Annotated in this window: 15 protein-coding genes and 1 tRNA gene; 7 read left to right on the top strand and 9 right to left on the bottom strand. The window is 42.9% G+C overall.

Annotation, left to right across the window (positions count from 1 at the left end; translation table 11 throughout):
* Positions 1 to 240 precede the first annotated feature (240 nt).
* Genes ACZ1GZ_RS09030 through ACZ1GZ_RS09015 form a run of 4 tightly spaced genes read right to left on the bottom strand, consistent with a single transcriptional unit; the run spans position 241 to position 4,599 of the window.
* Entirely contained in the window at positions 241 to 1,194 is a 954-nt protein-coding gene (locus ACZ1GZ_RS09030; protein WP_472668167.1) for a glycosyltransferase family 2 protein, read from the bottom strand.
* 7 nt (positions 1,195 to 1,201) lie between these two features.
* Positions 1,202 to 2,314 (bottom strand): hypothetical protein, encoded by a 1,113-nt coding sequence (locus tag ACZ1GZ_RS09025; RefSeq protein WP_472668166.1) that lies wholly within the window; start codon positions 2,312 to 2,314, stop codon positions 1,202 to 1,204.
* A 16-nt stretch (positions 2,315 to 2,330) separates the two neighbouring features.
* Entirely contained in the window at positions 2,331 to 3,029 is a 699-nt protein-coding gene (locus ACZ1GZ_RS09020; RefSeq protein WP_472668165.1) for a WbqC family protein, read from the bottom strand.
* Positions 3,019 to 4,599, bottom strand: coding sequence for a hypothetical protein (locus ACZ1GZ_RS09015; RefSeq protein WP_472668164.1), 1,581 nt, complete (start codon positions 4,597 to 4,599; stop codon positions 3,019 to 3,021). The genes ACZ1GZ_RS09020 and ACZ1GZ_RS09015 overlap by 11 nt, the downstream gene beginning before the upstream one ends.
* Positions 4,600 to 5,382: 783 nt before the next feature.
* On the opposite strand from ACZ1GZ_RS09015, the gene ACZ1GZ_RS09010 reads away from it, so the two are divergent.
* On the top strand, positions 5,383 to 7,206 hold the full coding sequence (locus ACZ1GZ_RS09010; RefSeq protein ID WP_472668163.1) for a hypothetical protein: 1,824 nt from the start codon (positions 5,383 to 5,385) through the stop codon (positions 7,204 to 7,206).
* Positions 7,207 to 7,694: 488 nt separating this feature from the next.
* Here the strand turns inward: ACZ1GZ_RS09010 and ACZ1GZ_RS09005 are convergent.
* A tRNA-Thr gene (locus ACZ1GZ_RS09005) sits at positions 7,695 to 7,770 on the bottom strand.
* 134 nt (positions 7,771 to 7,904) lie between these two features.
* Between ACZ1GZ_RS09005 and ACZ1GZ_RS09000 the strand changes: the two genes are divergently transcribed.
* Positions 7,905 to 8,663 (top strand): NAD kinase, encoded by a 759-nt coding sequence (locus ACZ1GZ_RS09000; RefSeq protein WP_472668162.1) that lies wholly within the window; start codon positions 7,905 to 7,907, stop codon positions 8,661 to 8,663.
* Between the two features lie 68 nt (positions 8,664 to 8,731).
* Here ACZ1GZ_RS09000 and ACZ1GZ_RS08995 read toward each other — a convergent pair whose 3' ends face one another.
* Positions 8,732 to 11,137, bottom strand: a complete 2,406-nt coding sequence (locus ACZ1GZ_RS08995; protein ID WP_472668161.1) for a methyl-accepting chemotaxis protein — start codon at positions 11,135 to 11,137, stop codon at positions 8,732 to 8,734.
* A 367-nt stretch (positions 11,138 to 11,504) separates the two neighbouring features.
* Here ACZ1GZ_RS08995 and ACZ1GZ_RS08990 point away from each other — a divergent pair, with 367 nt between their 5' ends.
* The 3 genes from ACZ1GZ_RS08990 to ACZ1GZ_RS08980 are packed head-to-tail and all read left to right on the top strand — an operon-like array spanning position 11,505 to position 14,154.
* A complete protein-coding gene (locus ACZ1GZ_RS08990) occupies positions 11,505 to 12,665 on the top strand; it encodes an ABC transporter substrate-binding protein (protein ID WP_472668160.1) in 1,161 nt (386 codons plus the stop codon).
* A gap of 26 nt (positions 12,666 to 12,691) precedes the next feature.
* Positions 12,692 to 13,696 (top strand): P1 family peptidase, encoded by a 1,005-nt coding sequence (locus ACZ1GZ_RS08985; RefSeq protein ID WP_472668159.1) that lies wholly within the window; start codon positions 12,692 to 12,694, stop codon positions 13,694 to 13,696.
* 38 nt (positions 13,697 to 13,734) lie between these two features.
* Entirely contained in the window at positions 13,735 to 14,154 is a 420-nt protein-coding gene (locus ACZ1GZ_RS08980; RefSeq protein WP_472668158.1) for a hypothetical protein, read from the top strand.
* 74 nt (positions 14,155 to 14,228) lie between these two features.
* Here the strand turns inward: ACZ1GZ_RS08980 and ACZ1GZ_RS08975 are convergent, their stop codons facing one another.
* Both ACZ1GZ_RS08975 and ACZ1GZ_RS08970 read right to left on the bottom strand, forming a co-directional pair.
* Positions 14,229 to 16,703, bottom strand: coding sequence for a methyl-accepting chemotaxis protein (locus ACZ1GZ_RS08975; RefSeq protein WP_472668157.1), 2,475 nt, complete (start codon positions 16,701 to 16,703; stop codon positions 14,229 to 14,231).
* A 300-nt stretch (positions 16,704 to 17,003) separates the two neighbouring features.
* On the bottom strand, positions 17,004 to 19,448 hold the full coding sequence (locus ACZ1GZ_RS08970) for a methyl-accepting chemotaxis protein (protein WP_472668156.1): 2,445 nt from the start codon (positions 19,446 to 19,448) through the stop codon (positions 17,004 to 17,006).
* Positions 19,449 to 20,270: 822 nt separating this feature from the next.
* Here ACZ1GZ_RS08970 and purB point away from each other — a divergent pair.
* The gene (gene purB / locus ACZ1GZ_RS08965; protein WP_472668155.1) at positions 20,271 to 21,578 is read left to right on the top strand and encodes an adenylosuccinate lyase; all 1,308 of its coding nucleotides are present in this window, start codon (positions 20,271 to 20,273) and stop codon (positions 21,576 to 21,578) included.
* A gap of 4 nt (positions 21,579 to 21,582) precedes the next feature.
* Here the strand turns inward: purB and ACZ1GZ_RS08960 are convergent, their stop codons facing one another.
* A complete protein-coding gene (locus ACZ1GZ_RS08960; RefSeq protein ID WP_472668154.1) occupies positions 21,583 to 21,789 on the bottom strand; it encodes an excalibur calcium-binding domain-containing protein in 207 nt (68 codons plus the stop codon).
* A gap of 149 nt (positions 21,790 to 21,938) precedes the next feature.
* On the opposite strand from ACZ1GZ_RS08960, the gene ACZ1GZ_RS08955 reads away from it, so the two are divergent.
* Positions 21,939 to 22,487 (top strand): RBBP9/YdeN family alpha/beta hydrolase, encoded by a 549-nt coding sequence (locus tag ACZ1GZ_RS08955; protein WP_472668153.1) that lies wholly within the window; start codon positions 21,939 to 21,941, stop codon positions 22,485 to 22,487.
* The last annotated feature ends 31 nt before the right edge of the window (positions 22,488 to 22,518 follow it).

Here is a 22,518-nt window from a genome sequence, read left to right as displayed (position 1 = left end):
AGTTCTTTCTTGCATGTAAGTTTCGAATTTCAATCTACCCACTATAAGAAGACGAGTATTGCATAAAGCATTTTTTTTGGGTCAATACCATATGGGCGTGTCGATTTTACAGATATCTCAATTGAAATGTGGTGTTCAATTTATTTAAACTGCCAATTTTGACAAATTTTGCGCCCTATATGAATTTGAGATTCTAAGAAATTAGGTTGAACCTCAATTTTAAGTTACGAATAATCCAGCTTATTCAGATGGCGCTACTTCATCGACAATGTAAGGTTGCTTGCGCTCTATCGTCTCAATAATTGTGATAAAATAACGTCCCATAATACCAACGGAAAACAAAACGCAACCGTTAAGAAGTGTGGTCGCAACCATCAAAGATAACCAACCTGGGACAGATCTTACTGAAAAGAAATTAGAAAAAATTAAGAAAATGCCAAAGCATATCGACATGATTGAAATAATCAGTCCGATGAACGTGATGGCATCTAGCATTATCGAAGAGTTTCCTACAATTAAATTAGAAAATTGTCGAAATCTCTTTCGAAAATTAAACGCGGATTTTCCATAAATTCTCGGATGATGCGTAATTTCTACATTTACAATATCTTGTGTTACATGGGCAATCAAAGCAGGAATCATTGGCCGTGCTGAAGCAATACTAAGCATATTCGCGACTACCTGTGCCTTGATCATTTTGACTGGGGTAATTTTGATGTCACTCATGGTTCCCAAAATTAACCGATCAAATTTGCCTTTAATAGCGCTTGTAACTCGATCAAACAGCGAATGGCGACGACGGTTCTTATAAATGCCGATAACAACGTCTCTATCCTTTTGTTCCGCCAATATTTTTATGTCTTCTGGGGCGTGCTGCAAATCATCATCAATGGTGATGATGTGTGCACCTTGAGCGTGTTTCAACCCACATAATACAGCACCGGCTTTTCCGAAGTTTCGAGACAAACGAAGGCACTTTACATAAGGATTTTCACTAGCTAATTTTCTTAATAACGACCAAGTATGGAGCGAAGGCGATCTGTCATCGATGAATATTATTTCGAAAGTAGCTTGCATATTTTCAAAAGTTTTAGTGGTTCTTTCGACTATTTTCGGCAAAGATTCACTGCTATTATAAACTGGTATAATAACGCTGTAGTCAACCGCATACTTTACATGATTAGAATTAGTCATTCTGTCCTCACCCCTTTTGAAGTGCCACAAGAGCCTCATGAAATATGAAGTACTTCGTGATGAGATTGTTACTATTTGTCAAGCCGTCTGTGTTTGCAGAAAGATAATTTAGGCGAAGTAATTCCATTTCTTGAAAAGTGCTGTCCAACATACTTTCAAATTCGCTATTATTGGCAAAAATATCGGACGTTAACTTTTGAAAGTCGCCCTCATAAGCCGACTGATCGGCCATGTTCAAAGCTCTAAGCTCTGGAGCACACATAAACCTAATGAGTTTCTTGATCTGGGGTGATAATCTGTTTACATCATTTTCGCGGTCAGTATGCGAAGTAACTTTGGGTCCCGAAAACGATGAGTTTCCTGTCCATATCGAACCATCTTGCGCAATCAATGGCGTCTTTTTTAAATCGACTGAATAGTCGTCAAGGCCCAGTTTTTTCACTACAGGGTCTAATGTCTGGTTTGGAGATTTTACTAGTTCATCGAATAAGACCAGGGAAAATAGAGGATCGTCAGCAAACTTTAACGCGAATGCTACCGATTTTCGCCAACTCCTCAACACTTGAGTTATTTTCAAATTGGGATTGGCGTAATTATGTCCTGAACCTTTATAAATGGATCTTACGACAGAGTATGGATCTCGAATTACCATGCAAACAGGCTCATTTTCAGAGAGGAAATACGGTATAAATTCCTCACAAAACACCTCCTTCGCACCAATGACAGTAACCTCTTTTGTTGACATTTTTTCAGTAACGGAGCGAGTTAAATATCGATAAATGCTAATCAAACTCCCACTCTTGGCGGGAACCGAAAAAACCTCTGGTGACAGTTGCCCACTGTAATTCGTCATCCTTCGGATACATGTTTCCAGAAACTCATCTGAAATTTGATAATCTTTAAGGAAATTCAAAAAATCAGTCGGAAAATACGCGTCATTTCCAAAAAGGTGCCCAAGCGGATAGTCTGGTGCAGCTACATTTATGCTTTTGTAAAATTCCTTCTTAACATCAATGTATAAAAACGGAAATGGTTGGGAGGTGATCGCAATATCTGGATGACTATGAAAATATTTCTCAAGCAATGTGGTGCCTGAGCGTAAGAAACCCGTTATAAACATTTCAGATTTGATTCTCCTATTTTTTGTTGATAGGCAGCATGAACTTGGTGCTATTTGGACCTTCATTCAAAAGCAAATCTAAGACTGTGACTGCATGGTCGAAAGGCGGATAAAGTTGAGTATATTCGGGATAGGTTGAATAATCTATATATTCAAGATCGATTCCGCGTTTTCTGAAGCTCTCCTCGTTAATATAACTTTTAGCGGCAGGACCGCTAAGGTAGTGGGTGGCACCTACTTTATCCAACAACTCTAGCAATCTAGCTTCTTTGGCCGATTTCAATTCATAGTTCTCGGAAAAGTCAAAGGTAGTATCACAACCAAAGAACTCCTTCGATATCTGCATGATAATCTGTTGATTCAAGGTTGATAAATACTCCCATTTATGTTCGAGATAAATCCTTTCCAGAAATGGCTTGTATTCAACCCAGAATTGGGATTTTTTGTAATTGTATTCAAATTGTTCGTAATGCTTCTGTTGCCAGTCCAACTGATCAACCCTGACTTCGTTGATGAGTCTATTTCTGCTACTTCCACATGGGATTGACAACATTTGCGTACCATGCGGTGTTTTAATTTTATTTCGATTTCTCCAGTCTCTCGTAGTATACTGTAAATCGTCATAAAATATAAATGTATCGACTTTGCGAATAATGTCGAAGTACCCTTTCCAGGGTATATAATTTGATTGTAGAATTGCAACGCTAGTCAACATAAACTCTTTTCGGAAAATAAACTATGTATTGGTCATTTGATAAGGATAAATCTATTTCAAAGTTATCATTGGTATAGTCAAATATCTTTGGAAACAAATTTTCGAAATCTTTATCATCTCGTCCGTCCAATTTACCTTTTGCCTCAATAATAAAAGCAATATCTGCTGATTTAAACCGATCAAATTCGGCATCATCTAATGCTTCATCCGGTTTCCAAATGGCATAATTAGTCCATACTGGAGACTTAATCTGATACATAGCATATACAGATGGAATTCGCGGCACTGCAAGTATTTGTTGATCTGCATCGCGATGGTTTGCAAGTAGCTCATCCAAAAAAGTTATGTTCAACTTTGTTGGTCGTGGAACAATGATTTGATGTCCGGATATATTTGCAGATACACATTTGAACTGCCAAAAACAACGTAACATAGGATGCAAGGGCAAAACTGTTATGGCGCTGATAACTAAAATGAAAGCGTACATTATCCATCTGCGATTTATCTTCAGATTCTGAACTATTATAAGCACAGCCAGTACACTTGGTCCGATTCCCTGAGCTAAATGCCCCAAATCAGGACGAGAAAAGGCAAAATGTGTGTATGCAAAACTTAAGAAAATTAATGCTGCCCAAGGCCCCAAATTAGTATGACCCAACGCTCGCCGCCCAATAATCGTCAAACTTGCAATGACTGGAACGATTGCCAGCAAAAGAAAAAGTATGCCTTGAAAAAGTTTTTGTAAATTGATGTCAATTCGAGTTGGGTGCCAAGTTATCAGCCAAGGCCATGGAACTGGCTTACTAATATTTGTCGACCCTCTGAAGAGTTGATGATGCAGATTATCGATAAAAGCTGAGTAAAATTCTGCAGAAACTACATTCAAAACGATCATTGGGCTGTATCCCAACATTACTCCTAGACTGCCAACTAAAATTATTTTCCCAGTCTTTGTGCTAAAGATCTCTCCCCACTGCAAGAAACACATTGCAGCGGCACCAGAAACCGCAATATAGGCGCCATGATTTCGCCCAAATATTGCTATCAACCCGACGAGGATTCCCAAAAGGAAATACCTCTTAAGAGATGGCTTTGTAGCGACCCACACGAGCGTAGCGGCTGAAATCATTGCCATAGATACATCAAAAGACTTATGGCGTGGCACCAGCCAGAAAACGATAATAAACGCAGAAATTGCCAGCACTAATTTCATTTCGTTTTTTGAAATCGCTGAGGCTTTCATGTGGTAAATTGTCCACAAACCTGCGGCCAGTCCAATAAGTTGAATGACGAGAAGGGATACACGGAGCGCCATTATATCACCTTCTCCGAATAAGGTCATGAAACCAGCAACCCAGTAGTATCTGCCTAAGTCATATGCTTTGAAATCAAGTTTGGGAATTTCCCCAAGCACAGTGCGCTGAGAGCCGTACCATAAAAAGCCCTCATCTGCGAAGCGGAAGCCATATTGCATTTGAACAACAAGATATATGGTCAACACCGTTGCAAGGAATATTGCAAGCGCTACTGAAAATAATCGAGCGGAATAAAATGAACGAAGGTTTCTCATTGTTGATGCTCAGAATCGCTTCCGTTGGGACTAATTTTTTATATTCGGAGACGCGTCTGTTTACATGTATTTATTTAGCAACTCAACCTTTTTAACTGTCCCACTTTCTGCCACTTGATTATGTATTTGACAGCCGTCAATGGGTTACATATCAGCGATTTGATTTCGAAGTAGCAATTCATACTCACTGATCTCCGCCCAATAATTCCTCCATTTTGCTATAGATCTTATTTCAAAAATTGGGCAAAATCAGACTGCTGTTTTATGGATTCGCAAATCATTTCGATTATCGAAGTACAGGAGAACGGCATTTCAACTTCAATGGTCTAACCTCGGGCATTTGGTCAACCAATCAACTGTTGTGAATCCAAATCTACCCATTACGGAATAGGCACATTTGCCATCGAACGTCTATGGGCACGTAAGGATTCAAAGAAGGTTGCTTTGGAAGCTTCACGATTTAAGATATCGGACTATTCTCATGATGCCTCTGCGCCAATGATTCCAAGTTAATCACCTTAAAGACTTCAAATTTATCAGCGGGTAAACTTAACCCAAGTGAGTTTGCCTTAAAAACAGACTTATCAAAGATCTCAGCTAAGCGTGAAATTACACATGGAGTTATCCAATGTTATTGGGCGGAAGTTTTGGCTATGGTCAATTTATTCGTTGACAATCAAAGTCCCACGTGAAGATGTGTATTCAACTCGTAATAAGTCGCATTATGTTTCATAACATCTAGCAAATGCATCCTTGGTAAAGCGAAATTATGGAGAGCGCTGAATGTTTTCGTTTCTTGAAAAAGTAATCTCACAAAAAAAAGAATATGAGTTTTCAATCATATGTCTGTGTTATGACATGAAGCGGGAAATTCCTCGCACGATACAATCTATGACTGCTGCTTACCAGGGGATTATTGAAAGTGATTTTGAGATCATCCTCGTCGAAAACCCGTCAAAAAACATGCTTAGCGACGACGAAATTAGCAAATTCCCATCTAATCTCCAACATGTAGTATTGGAAAAAAATCTACCGCTGGTCCAAGCTATGAACTACGGAGTTTCTCTTTCATCCGGTAAACGGCTCATTCTCTCGGTTGATGGTGCACGAATATGGTCGCCACGCATCCTTCATTATTGCCAAATTGCATCAAGGTTAGATCCAAATGCAATTATAGCGTTTCACGGATTTCATTTGGGTCTAAAACGTCAACCCATTGGACTTGCTGAAAAAACGTATTCTAAAAAAATTGAAGATGATTTTTTAAAGAGTATTGGATTTCCTAAATCACCGTATGCGTTATTTAACTTTGCATGTTGGGCTGGTTCAAGCAAACGTGGATGGTTTGCTCCAATGGCTGAATCTAACTCTCTGTCAATTACCCGCAAACATTTTGATGAAATTGGCGGATTCGACAATCGAATTGTTTCACCTGCTGGCGGTATCGCTAATTTAGACATATACGCTCGCGCACTCGAGGATGAATCCCGAAAGCTGTTTTTCGTTTTAGGCGAAGGCACTTTTCATCAACACCATGGGGGTGACACGACGAGCGAACAAGACAACAAATTTGAAACTTATGTTGCTGAATTTGAAAGGGATACAGGAAAGAAATTTGAATTTCCTGTTCGCGAAAATCACGATTTTCTTGGAAAATTACCTTCCGAAGCATTAGCACTTGCAAAGCAATCGGTGGTAGAAAGGATAGAATTAGATCGTGCGAAACGCCCTGCCAAGATTATTGAAAAACTCACTAAACTTGAACATCAAGCGGAAGTGAGTGAGATCATATTTCCAAAACAATTATTATTCTTGCTGGGTATGCACAGATCCGGAACAAGCTTTATTGCGCGTCAATGCGTTTTGAATGGCTATCATATTCCTGGGATCGCACTGGGCGGAACGAGTACGTCAAATCCAAAAGGGCATTTCGAACCGCATGAAATCGTGGTGCTTCACAATAAAATTATGTTTGACGGAAAAACGACATGGCGCTCGTTGGGTCAAATAGACTGGAGCAAATTTGATGCGTCTTATCTCGAATGGCGTCGATCAACACTAAGAAAAATATTTTCAAATGCGATAAATGACACCCCAGAGGTGCTTGAGGGTCCTGGTTGGGTTATAAAGGACCCACGATTGTGCTTAATGCTTCCACTGTGGAAAAATTTGATGGAAAATGTGGGATCGGCTTCGATCGCGACTGCTGGTATATTACGTCACCCCATGCTGGTGGCCCAAAGCCTTTATAAGCGAAATAACATAGATACTGATACCGGTATATTAATGTGGGCACGCTACACCTTGGAAATGCTCAATTGGGTTGGGAATGACAATCAGCAGCTGCTCACAATAGATACATGCAACGAGGATGAATTACGAACATTTCTCACGTATTTAACAGGGTATCACTTCGAAAAGATTGAAGCAGTAAATCATCGCACTCTTCCAACAAGCGATGACCCAATTTGTAAACTTTACGAACAATTTATTCATGACCGCGATGTAGATTGTCTTCGCCAAGGGCTAAAAGCTGAACTGGCATTATTTAACAAATATCCCGATTTTGCCGTCCGGTTTGACAGCCTGAATGGAGAAGTTCAGTAAAACCGGTTCTGTGCTGCATTGGCAGGAATTTAAGTGAAGAACGAGTTCAAAATTATTGCTGATCGCAATTTTTAGTTTTTATAAAACTGTTGACTCCAACAAGATCAATAGTGTCTTCAATTCGTTGGGACAGACTCTATCAAATTTTGGAGGAACTTTCGGGTCTCAGGTCAGCAACTTTCAACACAACGAAATGGTATACATTTGCAAATCGATATCTGAGGTTTTTGACTTGCAATCTCGCTTAAACGACTGGCGGTGTATTCCATGAATTGCAAGATGGTTTGTAACTGTTTGTTTGCACTAGCTTCAGTTTTTCCGTTAGTCTTTTGATCTTGGTCTGCGATATCATCAAGCAGCCTCGTCTCTTCCCCCTACTACGGAGCCAACATATACCCCAATGTTCACTCTCTTTCCAAACGAATGCGCACTAAAAGAGGGCTTAGTCTATTGATATCATTGATTGTGTAGGGAAAGTAAGAATTTAGTGGTGCCCCCACACGGACTCGAACCGCGGACCTACTGATTACAAATCAGTTGCTCTACCAACTGAGCTATAGGGGCAACGGAGCTGCATCTATCATACTGGCTGATGATGTAAAGTGAAAATTGTATTTTTTTTAAAAGAATTGTCGAAAAACTTGACCAGACGTCCAGAACAGGTAATTTCGCGTGATCAATAGTAAGGAGTACCCAGATTGAAAATCGCCTTTCAAGCTTCTAATGCCGATCACGCGCAAGAGGCGATCAAACATTTAGCTGCTTTATATGGTAATGTCGCTCTTGATGATGCAGATGTTATTGTTGCGCTTGGTGGCGATGGGTTCATGTTGCAAATGCTGCATGACGAAATGAATACTGGGCGCCTTGTCTATGGCATGAATCGCGGCACCATTGGTTTTTTAATGAATGACTATGATGATAAAGACCTATTGGGTCGCATTGATGCGGCTGTGGAAAACACAATCCACCCGTTAGAAATGAAAGCAACCAATGCGCATGGCGATGAATTTACCGCCCTTGCGATTAATGAAGTCTCATTGCTGCGCCAATCCTATCAGGCTGCCAAGATCAAAGTTTATGTCGATGATAAGCCAAGACTGGAAGAATTGATCTGTGACGGAGTTATGGTCGCAACACCTGCAGGCTCAACAGCATATAATTTGTCCGCACACGGCCCTATCCTGCCGCTGGATGCGCGTTTACTTGCAATGACACCTGTGAGCCCATTTCGTCCGCGTCGCTGGCGTGGTGCACTGCTGCCCGACAATGCCCATGTTAAGTTTGAAATTGCTGAACCTGATAAACGCCCGGTCAATGCAGTTGCGGATCATTTGGAAGTCAAAACAGTAACGAGCGTTGAAATCTGTCAGTCTGAGAACAATACAACGCGTATTTTGACCGATTCCAGCCATTCATGGAATGATCGCATCTTAGCAGAGCAATTTGCCTATTAATCAAGGCCAATAAAAAACCCGGTGAGTTGTCGACCACCGGGTTTTTCTAATTGTTTAAGACTGATTTATCAAAATTCATCCCATGCATCATCAGCAACAGCTGCGGCTGCGCCCGTATTTGCTGCAAACGCACTTGCAACCTTGTTCACCATGCGTCTTGCTGGAGATGATTTTGGCTCTTCTTTGGTGTGTACTTCTGCAGGCGAAACATGATTGGTTTGCTCTTTTACCTGCGTAAAGCCTTTGGTTTTAAATGTTTGAATTAGATTTGCTAGATCATGCACTTCATCAGCGATTTGTTGGGTAACGGCGGTATTTTCCTCAACCATAGCCGCATTTTGCTGCGTGACTTGATCCATAGAATTGACCGCAGAATTGACCTCTTGAATTCCGGTTAATTGCTCTTCTGCTCCTTGAGAGATCGTCGCAATCTGGGTATCAATTTTTGCGACATGCTCAGAAATTTTGGCCAATGCATCTCCGGTCTCTTTAACCAGCCCTACACCGTTTGAAACCTCTTGCCCTGATTTGGTGATCAGGTCCTTGATTTCTTTCGCAGCAGATGCTGAACGTTGTGCCAATTCGCGAACTTCCTGTGCAACAACCGCAAAGCCTTTGCCAGCTTCGCCAGCACGCGCAGCTTCCACACCGGCATTTAATGCAAGCAGGTTTGTCTGGAATGCAATTTCATCAATCACGTTGATAATATTGCTGATGTCGCCTGAAGCTTTTTCAATACCTTCCATTGCTGACACGGCATTGGATACCACTTCGCTGGATTTTTCCGTATCACTACGGGCATCGCGTGCACTCGTGGATGCTTCTTTAGCGCGGTTTGCCGTTTCACGAACCGTCGCTGTGATCTCATCGAGTGCAGCAGAGGTTTCTTCTAGCGAAGCTGCTTGAGTTTCCGTCCGCTGAGACAATTCATTGGTCGCATTGCTAATCTCTTTAGAGTTATCACTGAGATTGACCGAAAGAGAATTGATCTCTCCCATGGTCTTTTCCAATTTTGCAATTGAGGCATTAAAATCACAACGCAATCGATCAAGATCACCATCAAATGGCTGACTAATATCAATGGTTAGATCACCCTCTGCCAGGCTTTTTAAACTACCCGCAAGCACATTGACAACGTCATTGACCTTTTGCGCTTCTGCAGCCTTATATTCGGCGTTACGTTTGGCCTCTTGCGCACTTAAAGCTTGGTTTTCAATGCCTTCTTTTTCCAAACGATCCTTTTCAACGGCTGCATCTCTGAACACAGAAACCGCCTTGAACATCTGACCAATTTCATCTGAACGTTCTGTACCCTTTAACTCAAGGTCAGTGTTACCGTTCATCAAATTCCCCATATCTTCAACCACTTTACCAATTGGTTTTGTAATGGAGCGCGAGAACAAAAAGGCTGCAATTAATGACGCGACAAATAAAACAGCTGCGATTAATGCAATCATCTTAGTCAGCATATTAACGCCATCAAGCATTTGGGATCTTGGCACCAAGGCACCAACAATCCAGCTTACGCCCTCAAACTCCAACCGTGCAGTTGAAATAGCGTAGGTTTCACCGCGATAACCTTCAACTTCACCAACGGGCTGTTCGACATAGGAATTCTCAAGTAGATCTTGGCTCAACTCAAGTTTGGTTTCGAGCGCATCATTGATGTCCGTCTTGCGGGAATCATTGATAAAGGTGCCATCCGACTTCATTAAGATCGTTTCACCGTTCTCACCCAAGCCTGTTGTGTTATTCATGATATTGGCCAGAATATTGTGCGGCATTTTCAGGATCATGACCCCAATCGGGTTGCCCTTACTTAAAATCGATGTGCCAATGAATGAAGCAGCTTCACCATTTGTGGGCGCATATTTTGCATAATCATCGAACTTGATGTCTGATGGATTTTCACTCTCAATAACACCGTTAAAAACACGCGCAATGCCAGTATTTGAAAAAGCATCGTCCTTCAGATTTGCGGCATACTCGGCTTGTTTTGTCACACTGTATAAAATGTCGCCACGTTTAGTGATGATGAATAAATCACTATATCCACGCTCAATTATAAATTCGCGGAACATAGGATGATATTTTTCATGCGTTTTGTCGTATTTATCTTTGCCAAAGGTATCGAATTTCTCACGCTCGCCAATCGGATGCGGATTGTCTTCAATATAACGCTTTTGCAACACTGTTTGGCGATCACCACCTTTTACAAATCCCCAGCCAAAGGCAAAAGCCTTGGCAGCAGCCGCTGCATTTTCGCTATTTGAAAATGAAGCAATATCATCATGAATGGACGTAAGATATGTCTCGACCTGATTTCGCCGCCCATCGGCAACCGCTTGCAGTTTTTCACCCGCTTTTTGTTCAACTAAGTTTGAGCTGACAACCAAACTTGCAATGCTTGACGTCGCAACTGTTAAAATAGTTAGAACCGCGGCGGCAAGTGGCAGCTTACGGGAAATCTTCATGATAAATGCTCTTATTTAATGTGGCGCGGGAAATCTCTTTTAAAGAGTGAAGTAAGCATCATGCTACCGATTTAAAACGACCTTCGAGTCTCATTAAATGCATTTTTTGATAATTATAGGTTAACCCCATATAGCAAGTATTCATCACAAAATTATGTAATAAATTCAGAAACTTGAATACCAGCACTTAAAACAAAATATTAGTATCAGCGCACCAATAAATAAGTATCAGCACTCGAAGAAAAACGTTAACATCTCAGTATATTTTTTGTCCGTTCACGCAAAAAAATTAAGAGCAAATATTCAGAAGTTACAAATAACAAAATTTTCAGATGATTTTTGCCCGTGATCGTCTATATGTAAATGCATGACTATGTTCGCTCTACATAACTTGTCTAACATAACCGCGAATGTGCGTTTCAGTATTGTGTTATTTGCGCTCCTTTTCGCGTTAATCCCGCAGGGTTTTGCGCAAGACAATCAAAACGATGAACGCATCATCCGCGTCGGTGTAGTCGCGCCAGATGAAGGCTCACTTGGCATTTTAGGCACACAATTACGCGCCGGATTTTTGATCTATCAAAATGAATTCATTGAGCAGGGCCTACGTTTTGATGTCATCGAGGAAACTGAAATTTGCGAAACTGGCGGTGGCACTGACACCGCTTACGCGCTTGAGGAAGCGCGGGTTGATCTTGTTGTAGGGTTTTTGTGTGTTGAGAGTTTGGTATCGGCAATGCCAATCCTCGATCAAGCCAATATTCCAGTATTAAATATCAATATTCGATCGGATATTGTCCGCGATGAAGCGGCTCGCTTGGATTGGCCATTATTTTCTATTGCACCACGCGCTTCTGACCAGGCGAGGTTTGCCTCAAAATATATCATCGACAATTGGGGTGATAAATCTGTTGCTCTTGTCGAAGATGGCACAATCAGCAATCGTGAGTTGGTGGATGCTATTCGCTTGCAGCTCGATGATGGTGGATTTCAACCCATTGTGCTGGATAATTTCCGCCCCGGACAAGACAAACAATTTGGTTTGGTTCGCCGATTGGAAAAATCGAAAATCAGTCATGTCTTTGTTGGTGCAACACGCTTAGATACATCCATCATTGCGCGTGATGCGACTGAAATTGGACTTGAATTAACATTTGCTGGCGGGGATACGCTACGCGCCGCTGATGAAGGGATCCCCCTGCCCAATGGTGCAACTGCAATCATGCCGCATGTGGGATTGACGGGAGCAAATGCTGTATCCGCGCGCGCTGCGTTTGATGATGCGGGTATTTTCCCGGATCGTTTCCCAATTTTTGGCTATGCATTAGCTGAACTCTCTACCATTTTAGCGGATATCGAAACTGATGATCTTATTCAAACTCTAAAAGAAGATATCTTCGAGACCGTGATCGGTCCGCTCAGCTTTAATCAATATGGCGAACGCCAGGAAAGCACGTTTAATGCCATGGTTTGGCAAGATGGCCGTTTCACAAAAGATGAAGAACTTGCCATTATGGAAACGCATTAACGCGCCCTAGCAATGACTGGAACCTTATGATGAGAGCTGGCGATAAAAACCTACTTACAGATGTCTGTGGTTTAAGAGTTGGCCATGCACAGGAAAGCGGTTTAAAATCCGGTACAAGTGTTGTTTTGTGTGACACACCAAGCGTTGCAGCTGTCCAAGTGCTCGGAGGTGGGCCAGGCACGCGTGAAACGGACCTCTTGGAGCCGCACAACACCGTCGAAAAAGTTCATGCGATTTGCTTGTCAGGTGGTTCCGCATTCGGATTAGACGCAGCAGGTGGTGTACAAAGCTATCTACGCGAGCAATCAATTGGATTTGAAGTTGGTGAGCACCACATTCCAATTGTTCCAACTGCCATCCTTTTTGACTTAATTAATGGTGGCGATAAAGACTGGGGAAAACACGCACCTTATCGAGATTTAGGTTATCAAGCAGCACTTAACGCTAAGGCAGATTTTGCAATTGGCTCAGTTGGTGCAGGACTTGGAGCGCTGACCGCAAATAAACGCGGTGGATTAGGTTCAACGTCCTCAGTTTTAGAGAATGGTTTTACAGTCGGTGCAATGGTTGCGGTCAACCCGATGGGGTCGGTTAATGTCGGTTCCAGCAAAAACTTCTGGGCAGCACCATTTGAAATTGGAGATGAATTTGGAGGATTGGGTTTTCCAAATCCAATGCCAGAAGATGCAACAGAGTTACAAATCAAATTCCGGGATATGCAACGCGGCGGGGCAAATACAACCATTGCCGTCATAGCAACAGATGCAGAGTTGACCAAAGCTGAAGCAAAGCGCCTTGCAATATCCGCCCATGATGGCTTTGCGCGGGCCATATGGCCCTGTCATACGTCATATGATGGAGATCTGGTCTTTGCGCTTTCTACAGGCCGTTCAGGCCGCAAGCCAACTGCTGATGAATACATCGATTTATGCGCGGCAGCTTCAAGCACAATGGCGCGTAGCATTGCCCGAGCCGTATTTAGCGCACAGCAGCAAGATGGCGATATATTACCCTCTTGGAACGAAATATAATGGCCATGCTTGTTCAGAGCATATTGTGGGGGTGTGCTATGACATTGTCCGCACTAACTTCACTGTGGTTTTCCACCGGATGGCAAACAAGCCATCTGACCCAAATCATCATGTTGGTTTTGTTTTCCTCAATATTTGCCTATCCACTGGCTAGACTAGCGCTTTACATACTGGATCGAAAAAAACGCTTTGAAACCCAGTTTGCTGGCAGCTTCTTTTGCCTGACCATCACAACAATTGGCCTCACAGCTGCGGCTTACTCGCTAAACTATTGGAGTTTTTATGCGCAGTGGCACGGCCCAACATTTTCAAGGATCTGGGTTTGGCAGTTTTTCTTCACCAATTTAGGTGCACTCTACCAATTCGCGGTCGTTGGGCTTAAATTCTATCTTCCTTTAGGTGTTGTATTTTTAACCCTCGCATCTTGGTTGATAGCGCGTGATAAACTTTCAAATTAACAAAAGCGCATAAAAAATGGCGCTGAGATTATCAGCGCCATGATGTTTTGTTTTATGATCTTATGATGATCGGTTTAGAACTCATCCCAATCGCCATCACTTGCGCTTGATGACGATGAGCCACCACCAAATGCACTTGATAACTTATTGACCATAGCCTTTGCCGGAGATGGTTTGGATGCATGACCATTATCTGCAGCCACAGGCGCTGACGCCTTTACTGGCGCAGGCTTTAAAACCGGTGCTGGCGCTGCTGCAGGTTTTGAACTTACACCCGTTGTTCCAGAGGCTTGCTGAGGCGTGCGCACTGATGATTGGCCACCAACTTTGAACGTTTGGATCAAACCAGATAGCGTAATAACTTCATCAGCGATCTGTTGTGTCACAGCTGTGTTTTCTTCAACCATAGCCGCGTTTTGCTGGGTGACCTGATCCATTGAATTCACCGCTGAATTCACCTCTTGGATCCCCGCCAATTGTTCAGCAGCACCTTGTGAGATGGTTTCAATGCGTGTGTCAATTTCAGTCACATGCTCAGAGATCTTGGCAAGCGCCTCACCCGTTTGTTGTACCAGTTGCACACCGTTAGAAACTTCAGCACCTGATTTATTGATCAGTTCCTTGATTTCTTTGGCTGCACCAGCTGAACGTTGTGCAAGTTCACGAACTTCCTGAGCCACAACCGCAAAGCCTTTACCGGCTTCACCTGCACGGGCAGCTTCCACACCTGCGTTCAATGCAAGAAGGTTGGTTTGGAAGGCGATTTCATCAATCACATTGATAATGTTTGTGATATCGCTTGAGGCTTTTTCAATGCCTTCCATTGCAGCAACCGCATTGGATACCACTTCACTTGAATGTTCAGTGTCCTGACGAGCATCTTTGGCCTTATCAGAGGCTTCTTTAGCGCGTTCTGAAGTTTCACGCACCGTTGCTGTGATCTCATCAAGCGCAGCAGAGGTTTCTTCCAAGGAAGCTGCTTGTGTTTCCGTGCGTTGAGACAATTCATTGGTGGCATTACTGATTTCACCTGAATTATCTTTCAAGGTTACAGACACATCCGTAATACGGCCCATTGTTTCGCTCAACTTGGCAACAGATGTATTGAAATCTGCACGCAAGCGATCCAATTCACCTTCAAATGGTGTTGAGATATTGGCTGTCAGATCACCTTCAGACAATTGCGTTAGACCGCGTGCAAGCGCATCAATCGCATCTGCAAGCTTCTGCGCTTCCATCTCTTTAAGCTCTTCATTACGCTTACGCTCTTGCTCAGTTTGGGTGCGAACTTCTTCACCCTCTTCTTCCAAACGCTCCTTCTCGATGGCAGCATCACGGAAGACAGAAACGGCTTGATAAATCTCACCCAACTCATCCTTGCGAGACTGACCTTTAAGTTCTAGATCAGTATTCCCTGCAACAAGCTCTTTCATATTATCAATCACATCCTTCATCGGATTAGTAATTGAGCGAGAGAATAAGAACGCTGCACCCAATGCAGCAGCCATCAGAACGGCTGCAATTAATAGGATGATGTTGCGCAAAGTATTATAACCCTGCATCACTTCGCTTTCAGCCGCTAAAGTCGCGACAATCCAACCAGCACCTTCAAAACTCAAACCTGCTGTCGACACACGATATGTTTCACCACGATAACCTTCTAAAGTGCCCGTAGGTTGTTCGATAAACGCGTCTTGAAGCATTTGTGGTTCAAGCGCTAGTTTTGCGTTAAGTGCCTCATTCTGTTCAGTCTTTTTGGAATCTGTGATCATCGTTCCATCAGATTTCAACAGCACGGTTTCACCCGTCACACCAAGCCCTGTTGTGTTGGACATGATACGTGCAATTGAATCATTTGGCATCTGCAAGATGATTGTTCCAACAATCGCTTCACCTTTAACAATGGCTTCGCCGATAAATGAGGCTGGTGCGTTTGCCGAAGGTGCATAAGGTGCATAATCATCAAATACGATCTTGTTTGGATCATTGGCTGCAACAACTTCTTTCCAAACTTTTGCTAGACCTGTGTCTTTCCACTCGCCCGTTGCTAAATTTGTCGCAAAATCAGCTTCTTTAAAGACTGAATAGATAACATCACCTTCCGCATTGATGATGAACAAATCATAATAGCCTCTCTTCTTGATGAATTCTCGAAGATATGAATGTACATTTTTGTGTGAAGCATCATAGCCATCAACACCGGCACTATCCAACTCATCCTTTTGCCCGATTGGATTTGGATTGTCCGTAATATAGCGTTTCTGCAACTCAGCTGTTTTATCGCCCGGCACGAAACCCCAAGTGAAACCAAAACCACTTACTGCTTCGAGAACTTTGTCTTCTCTGGAGATACGTCGTAAATCTTCGTCGATCGTTTGTAAGTAAGTTTCAACTTGATTGCGTCTGCCATCAGCAACAGCTTGCAGCTTTTCGTTTGATTGAATGGTCAAGAAGTGAGAGCTAACCATCAGACTTGCAACACTCGCAACACCTACTGTAACGAGCGTCAGTATTGCGGCGGCGATAGGTAGTTTTTTTGTAATCTTCACGATGCGGGTCCGTTAAATTGCATTAACTGAAAACATGCGCTTGAAACGCTCTGGAGCTTGCATCATGCTTATCTGTAAATGCTCACAGATCCCCGAACAGTATAATTTTCATAAAACTTGAAACAAACTGTTAACTGCCGCAAAAATACTGATTTATATGTCATAAATCGCGATTTCTATGTGATTTATACTAGTAATTATAAATGAAAACTGCCGAAAGAGGGAAATATTCCTAGCAAACAATCCCCTCTTCCTATGACTATTAGGTATTTTATGCGTGGTTAAACGCATCTATATTGCTTAAAATTCATCCCATTCAGCATCGTGAGCAATAGCTGCATTACCATCAAAGCTCTGCGCGACTTTTTGCAGGTGAGAATTTGCAGGCGATGCAACCGGCTCATGACTATCTTTCACTGTTTCAGGTATAGATGATTGGGTCGTTGACGCAAGTATCGCAGTTTGCTTGACCTTTGATGCAATTGGTTTTTGTTCATCACTATTACCACGGGTTGAAACTTTAAAGGTCTTAATCAGACTTGTCAGATTACTAACTTCATCTGCAATTTGCTGTGTCACAGCGGTATTTTCTTCAACCATTGCTGCGTTTTGCTGGGTTACCTGATCCATGGAGTTAACGGCTGTGTTGACTTCCTGAATACCGACAAGCTGCTCAGACGCACCTTTTGAGATTGTATTAATCTGAGTATCGATCTCAGACACGTGTTCTGAAATTTTTGCCAAAGCTTCACCAGTTTCCTGAACAAGCTGAACCCCGTTTGCAACTTCGCCAGTTGACTTTCCAATGAGATCTTTGATTTCTTTTGCAGCGGTTGCTGAGCGCTGTGCAAGTTCGCGAACTTCCTGCGCTACTACGGCAAACCCTTTACCAGCTTCACCAGCCCGAGCCGCTTCAACACCTGCGTTAAGAGCAAGAAGATTTGTTTGGAAGGCAATTTCATCAATGACATTGATGATATTGGAGATGTCTCCAGATGCTTTTTCAATGCCTTCCATTGCTGACACAGCATTTGCCACAACACGAGATGAGTTCTGCGTGTCATCCCGTGCATTTTTAGCTTTAGTCGCAGCCTCTGTTGCACGTTCTGAAGTTTCACGAACAGTTGCGGTAATTTCATCCAATGCTGCAGAGGTTTCTTCTAACGAAGCGGCCTGCATTTCTGTTCGACGCGACAGCTCATTTGTTGCATTTCTGATTTCAGTTGAATTTGTATTCAAACCAATTGAAACCTGGCTCATTTTGCTCATTGTCTCGCTTAATTTACCAACCGAATTGTTGAAATCACTGCGCAGACGATCCAATTCGCCTTCAAACGGCGTTGAAATATTGGCTGTCAGATCACCATGTGAAAGTTTATCAAGACCAGCTGCCAAAGCATCGATAGCATCAGCCAATCTTTGCGCTTCAATAGCTTTGAGCTCTTCATTGCGTGTACGCTCTTGCTCGGTTTGGGCGCGTGTTTCCTCACCCTCCTTTTCAAGGCGCTGCTTATCAATAGCTGCATCCTTAAACACTTCAACTGATTTGAAAATTTTACCGATCTCATCACTACGATTTGCAGCCGATAGATCAATATTGGTGTTACCCGCAACAAGCTCCGCCATATTGTCGACCACCTTATCAAGTGGTTTGGTAATTGTGCGGGAAAAGTAAAATGCGCAGATCATCCCGATGGCGAGTAACAAAGCTGAGATCATCCAGATCGTGTTACGCAGATCCTTGGCGCCTGCGATCACTTCAGCATCTGAAATAATAGCTGCTACAATCCAGTGCTGTTCAGCAAAACTCACCCGAGCAGTTGAAATATGGAACAGCTCATCGCGATAGCCACTTAAGTAACCAACCGGTTGTTCTGCATAAGATTCTTCTAAAAGATTTGTGCTGAGATCGAGTTTAGTATTAAGCGCTTCGTTTGCATCAGTATGGCGCGAATCTGTGATCATGTAAGCATCTTCCCGCAACAACATGGTTTCACCAGAAACACCCATGCCCGTTGTATTGGCCATAATGCGTGCGATTGTATCATTTGGCATTTGAAGGATCAGAGTTCCCAATACGCGACCGCGTTTAGATAGTCTTTTACCAATAAAGGACGCAGGCGCATTGGCTGATGGTCCATATGGCGCATAATCGTCAAATGTTATTTTATCTGCGTCCTCAGGTGTTTGCATGACCCCCTGCCAAACACGCGCTAGACCACTGTCTTTCCACTCGCCAGTCGCAAGATTGGTCGCATAATCAAGTTCTTTAAAGACCGAATAGATAATATCCCCTTTATCATCGATCAAAAAGAGATCATAATAGCCTTGGTGTTCGATAAATTCTCGCAAATAATTGTGATATTTTTTATGACCTTTGTCATATGTATCGATACCAGCAGTTTCTAGTTTATGTTTCTCTCCAATTGGATTTGGATTGTCGGTAATATAGCGTTTTTGCAACTCCGCCATTTTGTCTCCCGACATCAATCCCCAGGCTGAATTCATTTGCACAAACGCATTTGCGGTTTGTTCATCTTTACTCATCCGAATAATGTCTGTTTGGATGGAAGCTAGATACGATTCAATCTGGTTTCGTCTGCCATCTGCAATGGCCTGCAATTTTTCATCAGACTTCGCCGATAAATGGTGGGAGGCCACCATATAACTCGCCATACTGGCAACGCCAACCGTGACAAGTGTCAAAATCGCTGCTGCGATTGGTAATTTTTTGGAGATATTCACTGCTATTTTCCTGAACTGTGATTTGGTGCGCGTGAACTGTCATGTTCTGGGGGTCGCATCATGCTAACGGCAGCCTTTGCCGTCCCTGTTAAAAGACTCACAAAATATGGCAAACAAAATGTTAATTCGGATCGCTGACAGGAGCTTTAAAACACTGTTTTTAAGGTATACATTCTGCAGACATAATCCATCCGTTGGCTAACTCATTAATACAGAACAAAAAAAGCCCCTCATCCGGAAAATGAAGAGCTGTAAAAAAAATAAATTTTATTTTTTAAATTCACCCTAATCTACATCAAAATTGCTTACAATCGCAGCGTTACTATTGGTTGTATCATCAATTTTTGGCTCTTTTTGAATAAATCGGCTTAGCGATTCGTGCCTTATCCGATACCTCTGACGAATTGCAGACTTTGCTACCTTTTTCACAACACTTTAATGCGTGGCTACAACTTCAACTTAAAATATAATTGCTAATTTTACCCAGGTTGTAACATGCTCAGATGTTTTCGAGGTTCCATAAGCGCCAATAAGTTGATTTGGACAGCCATAACCTTAATCATATTGATGGCATCACCGGACGCCTTTTTGGATACCTTCCATCACAGAAACAACCTCGGCAACATCTTGACTGGACCGTTGCGTATCTGAATGGACCTCCTTCATTTTCTGCGCATCTTCCATTGCTCGTTCTGAAGTTTCGCGCACAGTTGCGGTGAATTAAGGGCAACAGGCTCACAACGTTGATTTGAAAACGGACTCACTGTATGTAGTGGCCAATATTCACCGAAATAACTAACTTCAGTAAATGAGAGACATTAAATGATCCCGCGTTACTCCCGCTCGGAAATGACTGACATTTGGTCACCTGCAAGCAAATTCAGAATCTGGTTTGAAATCGAAGCACATGCGTGTGATGCTTTAGCTGAGCTTGGAGTTATCCCAAAATCTGCTGCAAAGACTATCTGGGACAAAGGCGGTGCTGCCACTTTTGACGTGGCACGCATTGATGAAATTGAAGCGGTTACGAAACACGATGTGATCGCATTTTTGACTCATCTGGCTGAGATTGTTGGCGATGATGCACGCTTTGTACACCAGGGCATGACTTCTTCGGATGTGTTAGATACTTGCTTTAACGTGCAGCTTGTTAAAGCAACCGACGTTTTGCTTGAAGATATGGACAAACTGCTCGCTGCACTGAAAAAGCGCGCATTTGAACACAAAGACACGATTACAATTGGCCGTAGCCACGGCATTCATGCAGAGCCAACAACATTTGGTGTAAAACTTGCGCAGGCCTATGCTGAATTTGACCGCAATAAAAAACGCTTGCTTGCAGCGCGCGAAGATATTGCAACATGTGCAATTTCTGGCGCAGTTGGTACATTTGCAAATATTGACCCAAGTGTTGAAGAGCATGTAGCGAAGTCTATGGGCCTTGCCTCCGAGCCTGTTTCAACACAAGTGATCCCGCGTGATCGTCATGCGATGTATTTTGCAACACTGGGTGTGATCGCCTCCTCTATCGAGCGTTTGGCAACTGAAATTCGCCATTTGCAGCGCACTGAAGTGTTGGAAGCAGAAGAGTATTTCTCACCGGGCCAAAAAGGCTCATCTGCTATGCCTCATAAACGTAATCCTGTTTTGACAGAAAACCTCACAGGTCTTGCCCGCATGGTGCGTTCTTACGCAATGCCGGCAATGGAAAATGTTGCGCTTTGGCATGAGCGCGATATCTCACACTCATCTGTTGAACGTATGATTGGCCCCGATGCGACCGTTACTTTGGACTTTGCACTTGTACGCTTAACGGGTGTGATCGATAAGCTTCTGGTTTATCCAGATAATATGATGGCCAATATGAACAAGTTCCGTGGGCTCGTGCATTCACAACGCGTTCTTCTTGCGCTCACGCAGGCAGGTCAGTCACGTGAAGATTCATATCGTCTTGTGCAGCGTAATGCGATGAAGGTTTGGGAAGAAGGCAAAGATTTCCTCACCGAATTACTTGCTGATGAAGAAGTAACAGCAGCGCTGGATGAAGAGACAATTCGTGAGAAGTTTGACCTGGGTTATCACACCAAGCATGTCGACACGATCTTCAACCGCGTCTTTGGCGAGAACTAATTACCTACAGCCCGGCTTCTAATAGGCGTTTCATGCGATCGTGCGTTTTGCCGCAAAGCTTTTCGCATGGGATGCCATCATTGTCGCCATCTCGCTTTTTATGGCCTGCACATTGCTTGAAATAGAAATATGCTTCTGAGCAAGAGCGCATGCGCCCGCAGGTTTTGCTTGGCTGGCAAGAAAAACTTTGTGCCAATTCTATGATTGGCATATCGTTATTTTGATTATATACATCGTTTCGGTTGATTTCGCCCGCCAAAGACATGGCAGACACAACCGCTAAGATACTTAAAATTGCACACCCCACTTTACACATTCATAGTTGTAATACGCAATTAATTAAACGGCAAGAGATAACAGATGAAAGCTTCTGAAGCAGATATTTTGATCGTTCCGGGATACAAAAATTCAGGTCCTGACCATTGGCAATCTCGTTGGGAAACGCGCATAAAAACTGCGCGCCGTGTTGTTCAAGATGAGTGGTCAAAACCAGTTGTTGAAGATTGGACTGCGCGCATGGCCGAAGAGGTCAATAAATCAACGCGTCCAGTTGTTATTGTAGCGCATTCATTGGGCGTTGCCACTGCCGTGCAAGCGATACCGCAATTTAAAAACAAAGTCGTTGCGGGCTTTTTTGTGGCGCCACCAGATGTATCTAATCCGAAAATTCGCCCAAAACACTTGATGACTTTTGGCCCCTATCCGCGCGATCCATTGCCGTTTCCATCCATGGTCATTGCAAGTCAAAATGATGAGTTTTCAAGCTTTGAACAAGCCGAAGATATTGCTGGCGCATGGGGATCCATGTTCATTGATGCAGGTGAACGCGGACACATTGATGATGCAGCTGGTCACGGTCCATGGCCCGAAGGCTCCCTCACCTTTGCAAAGTTCATGCAAGGTCTCTAAGAACCCGTTTTTTGCAGATAACCATTTAGTA

The sequence above is a fragment of the Lentilitoribacter sp. JB5-8 genome (genome assembly GCF_055693385.1).
Note: the sequence above shows the minus strand (reverse complement) of the source record. Positions and strands in the feature narration are given on the sequence as shown.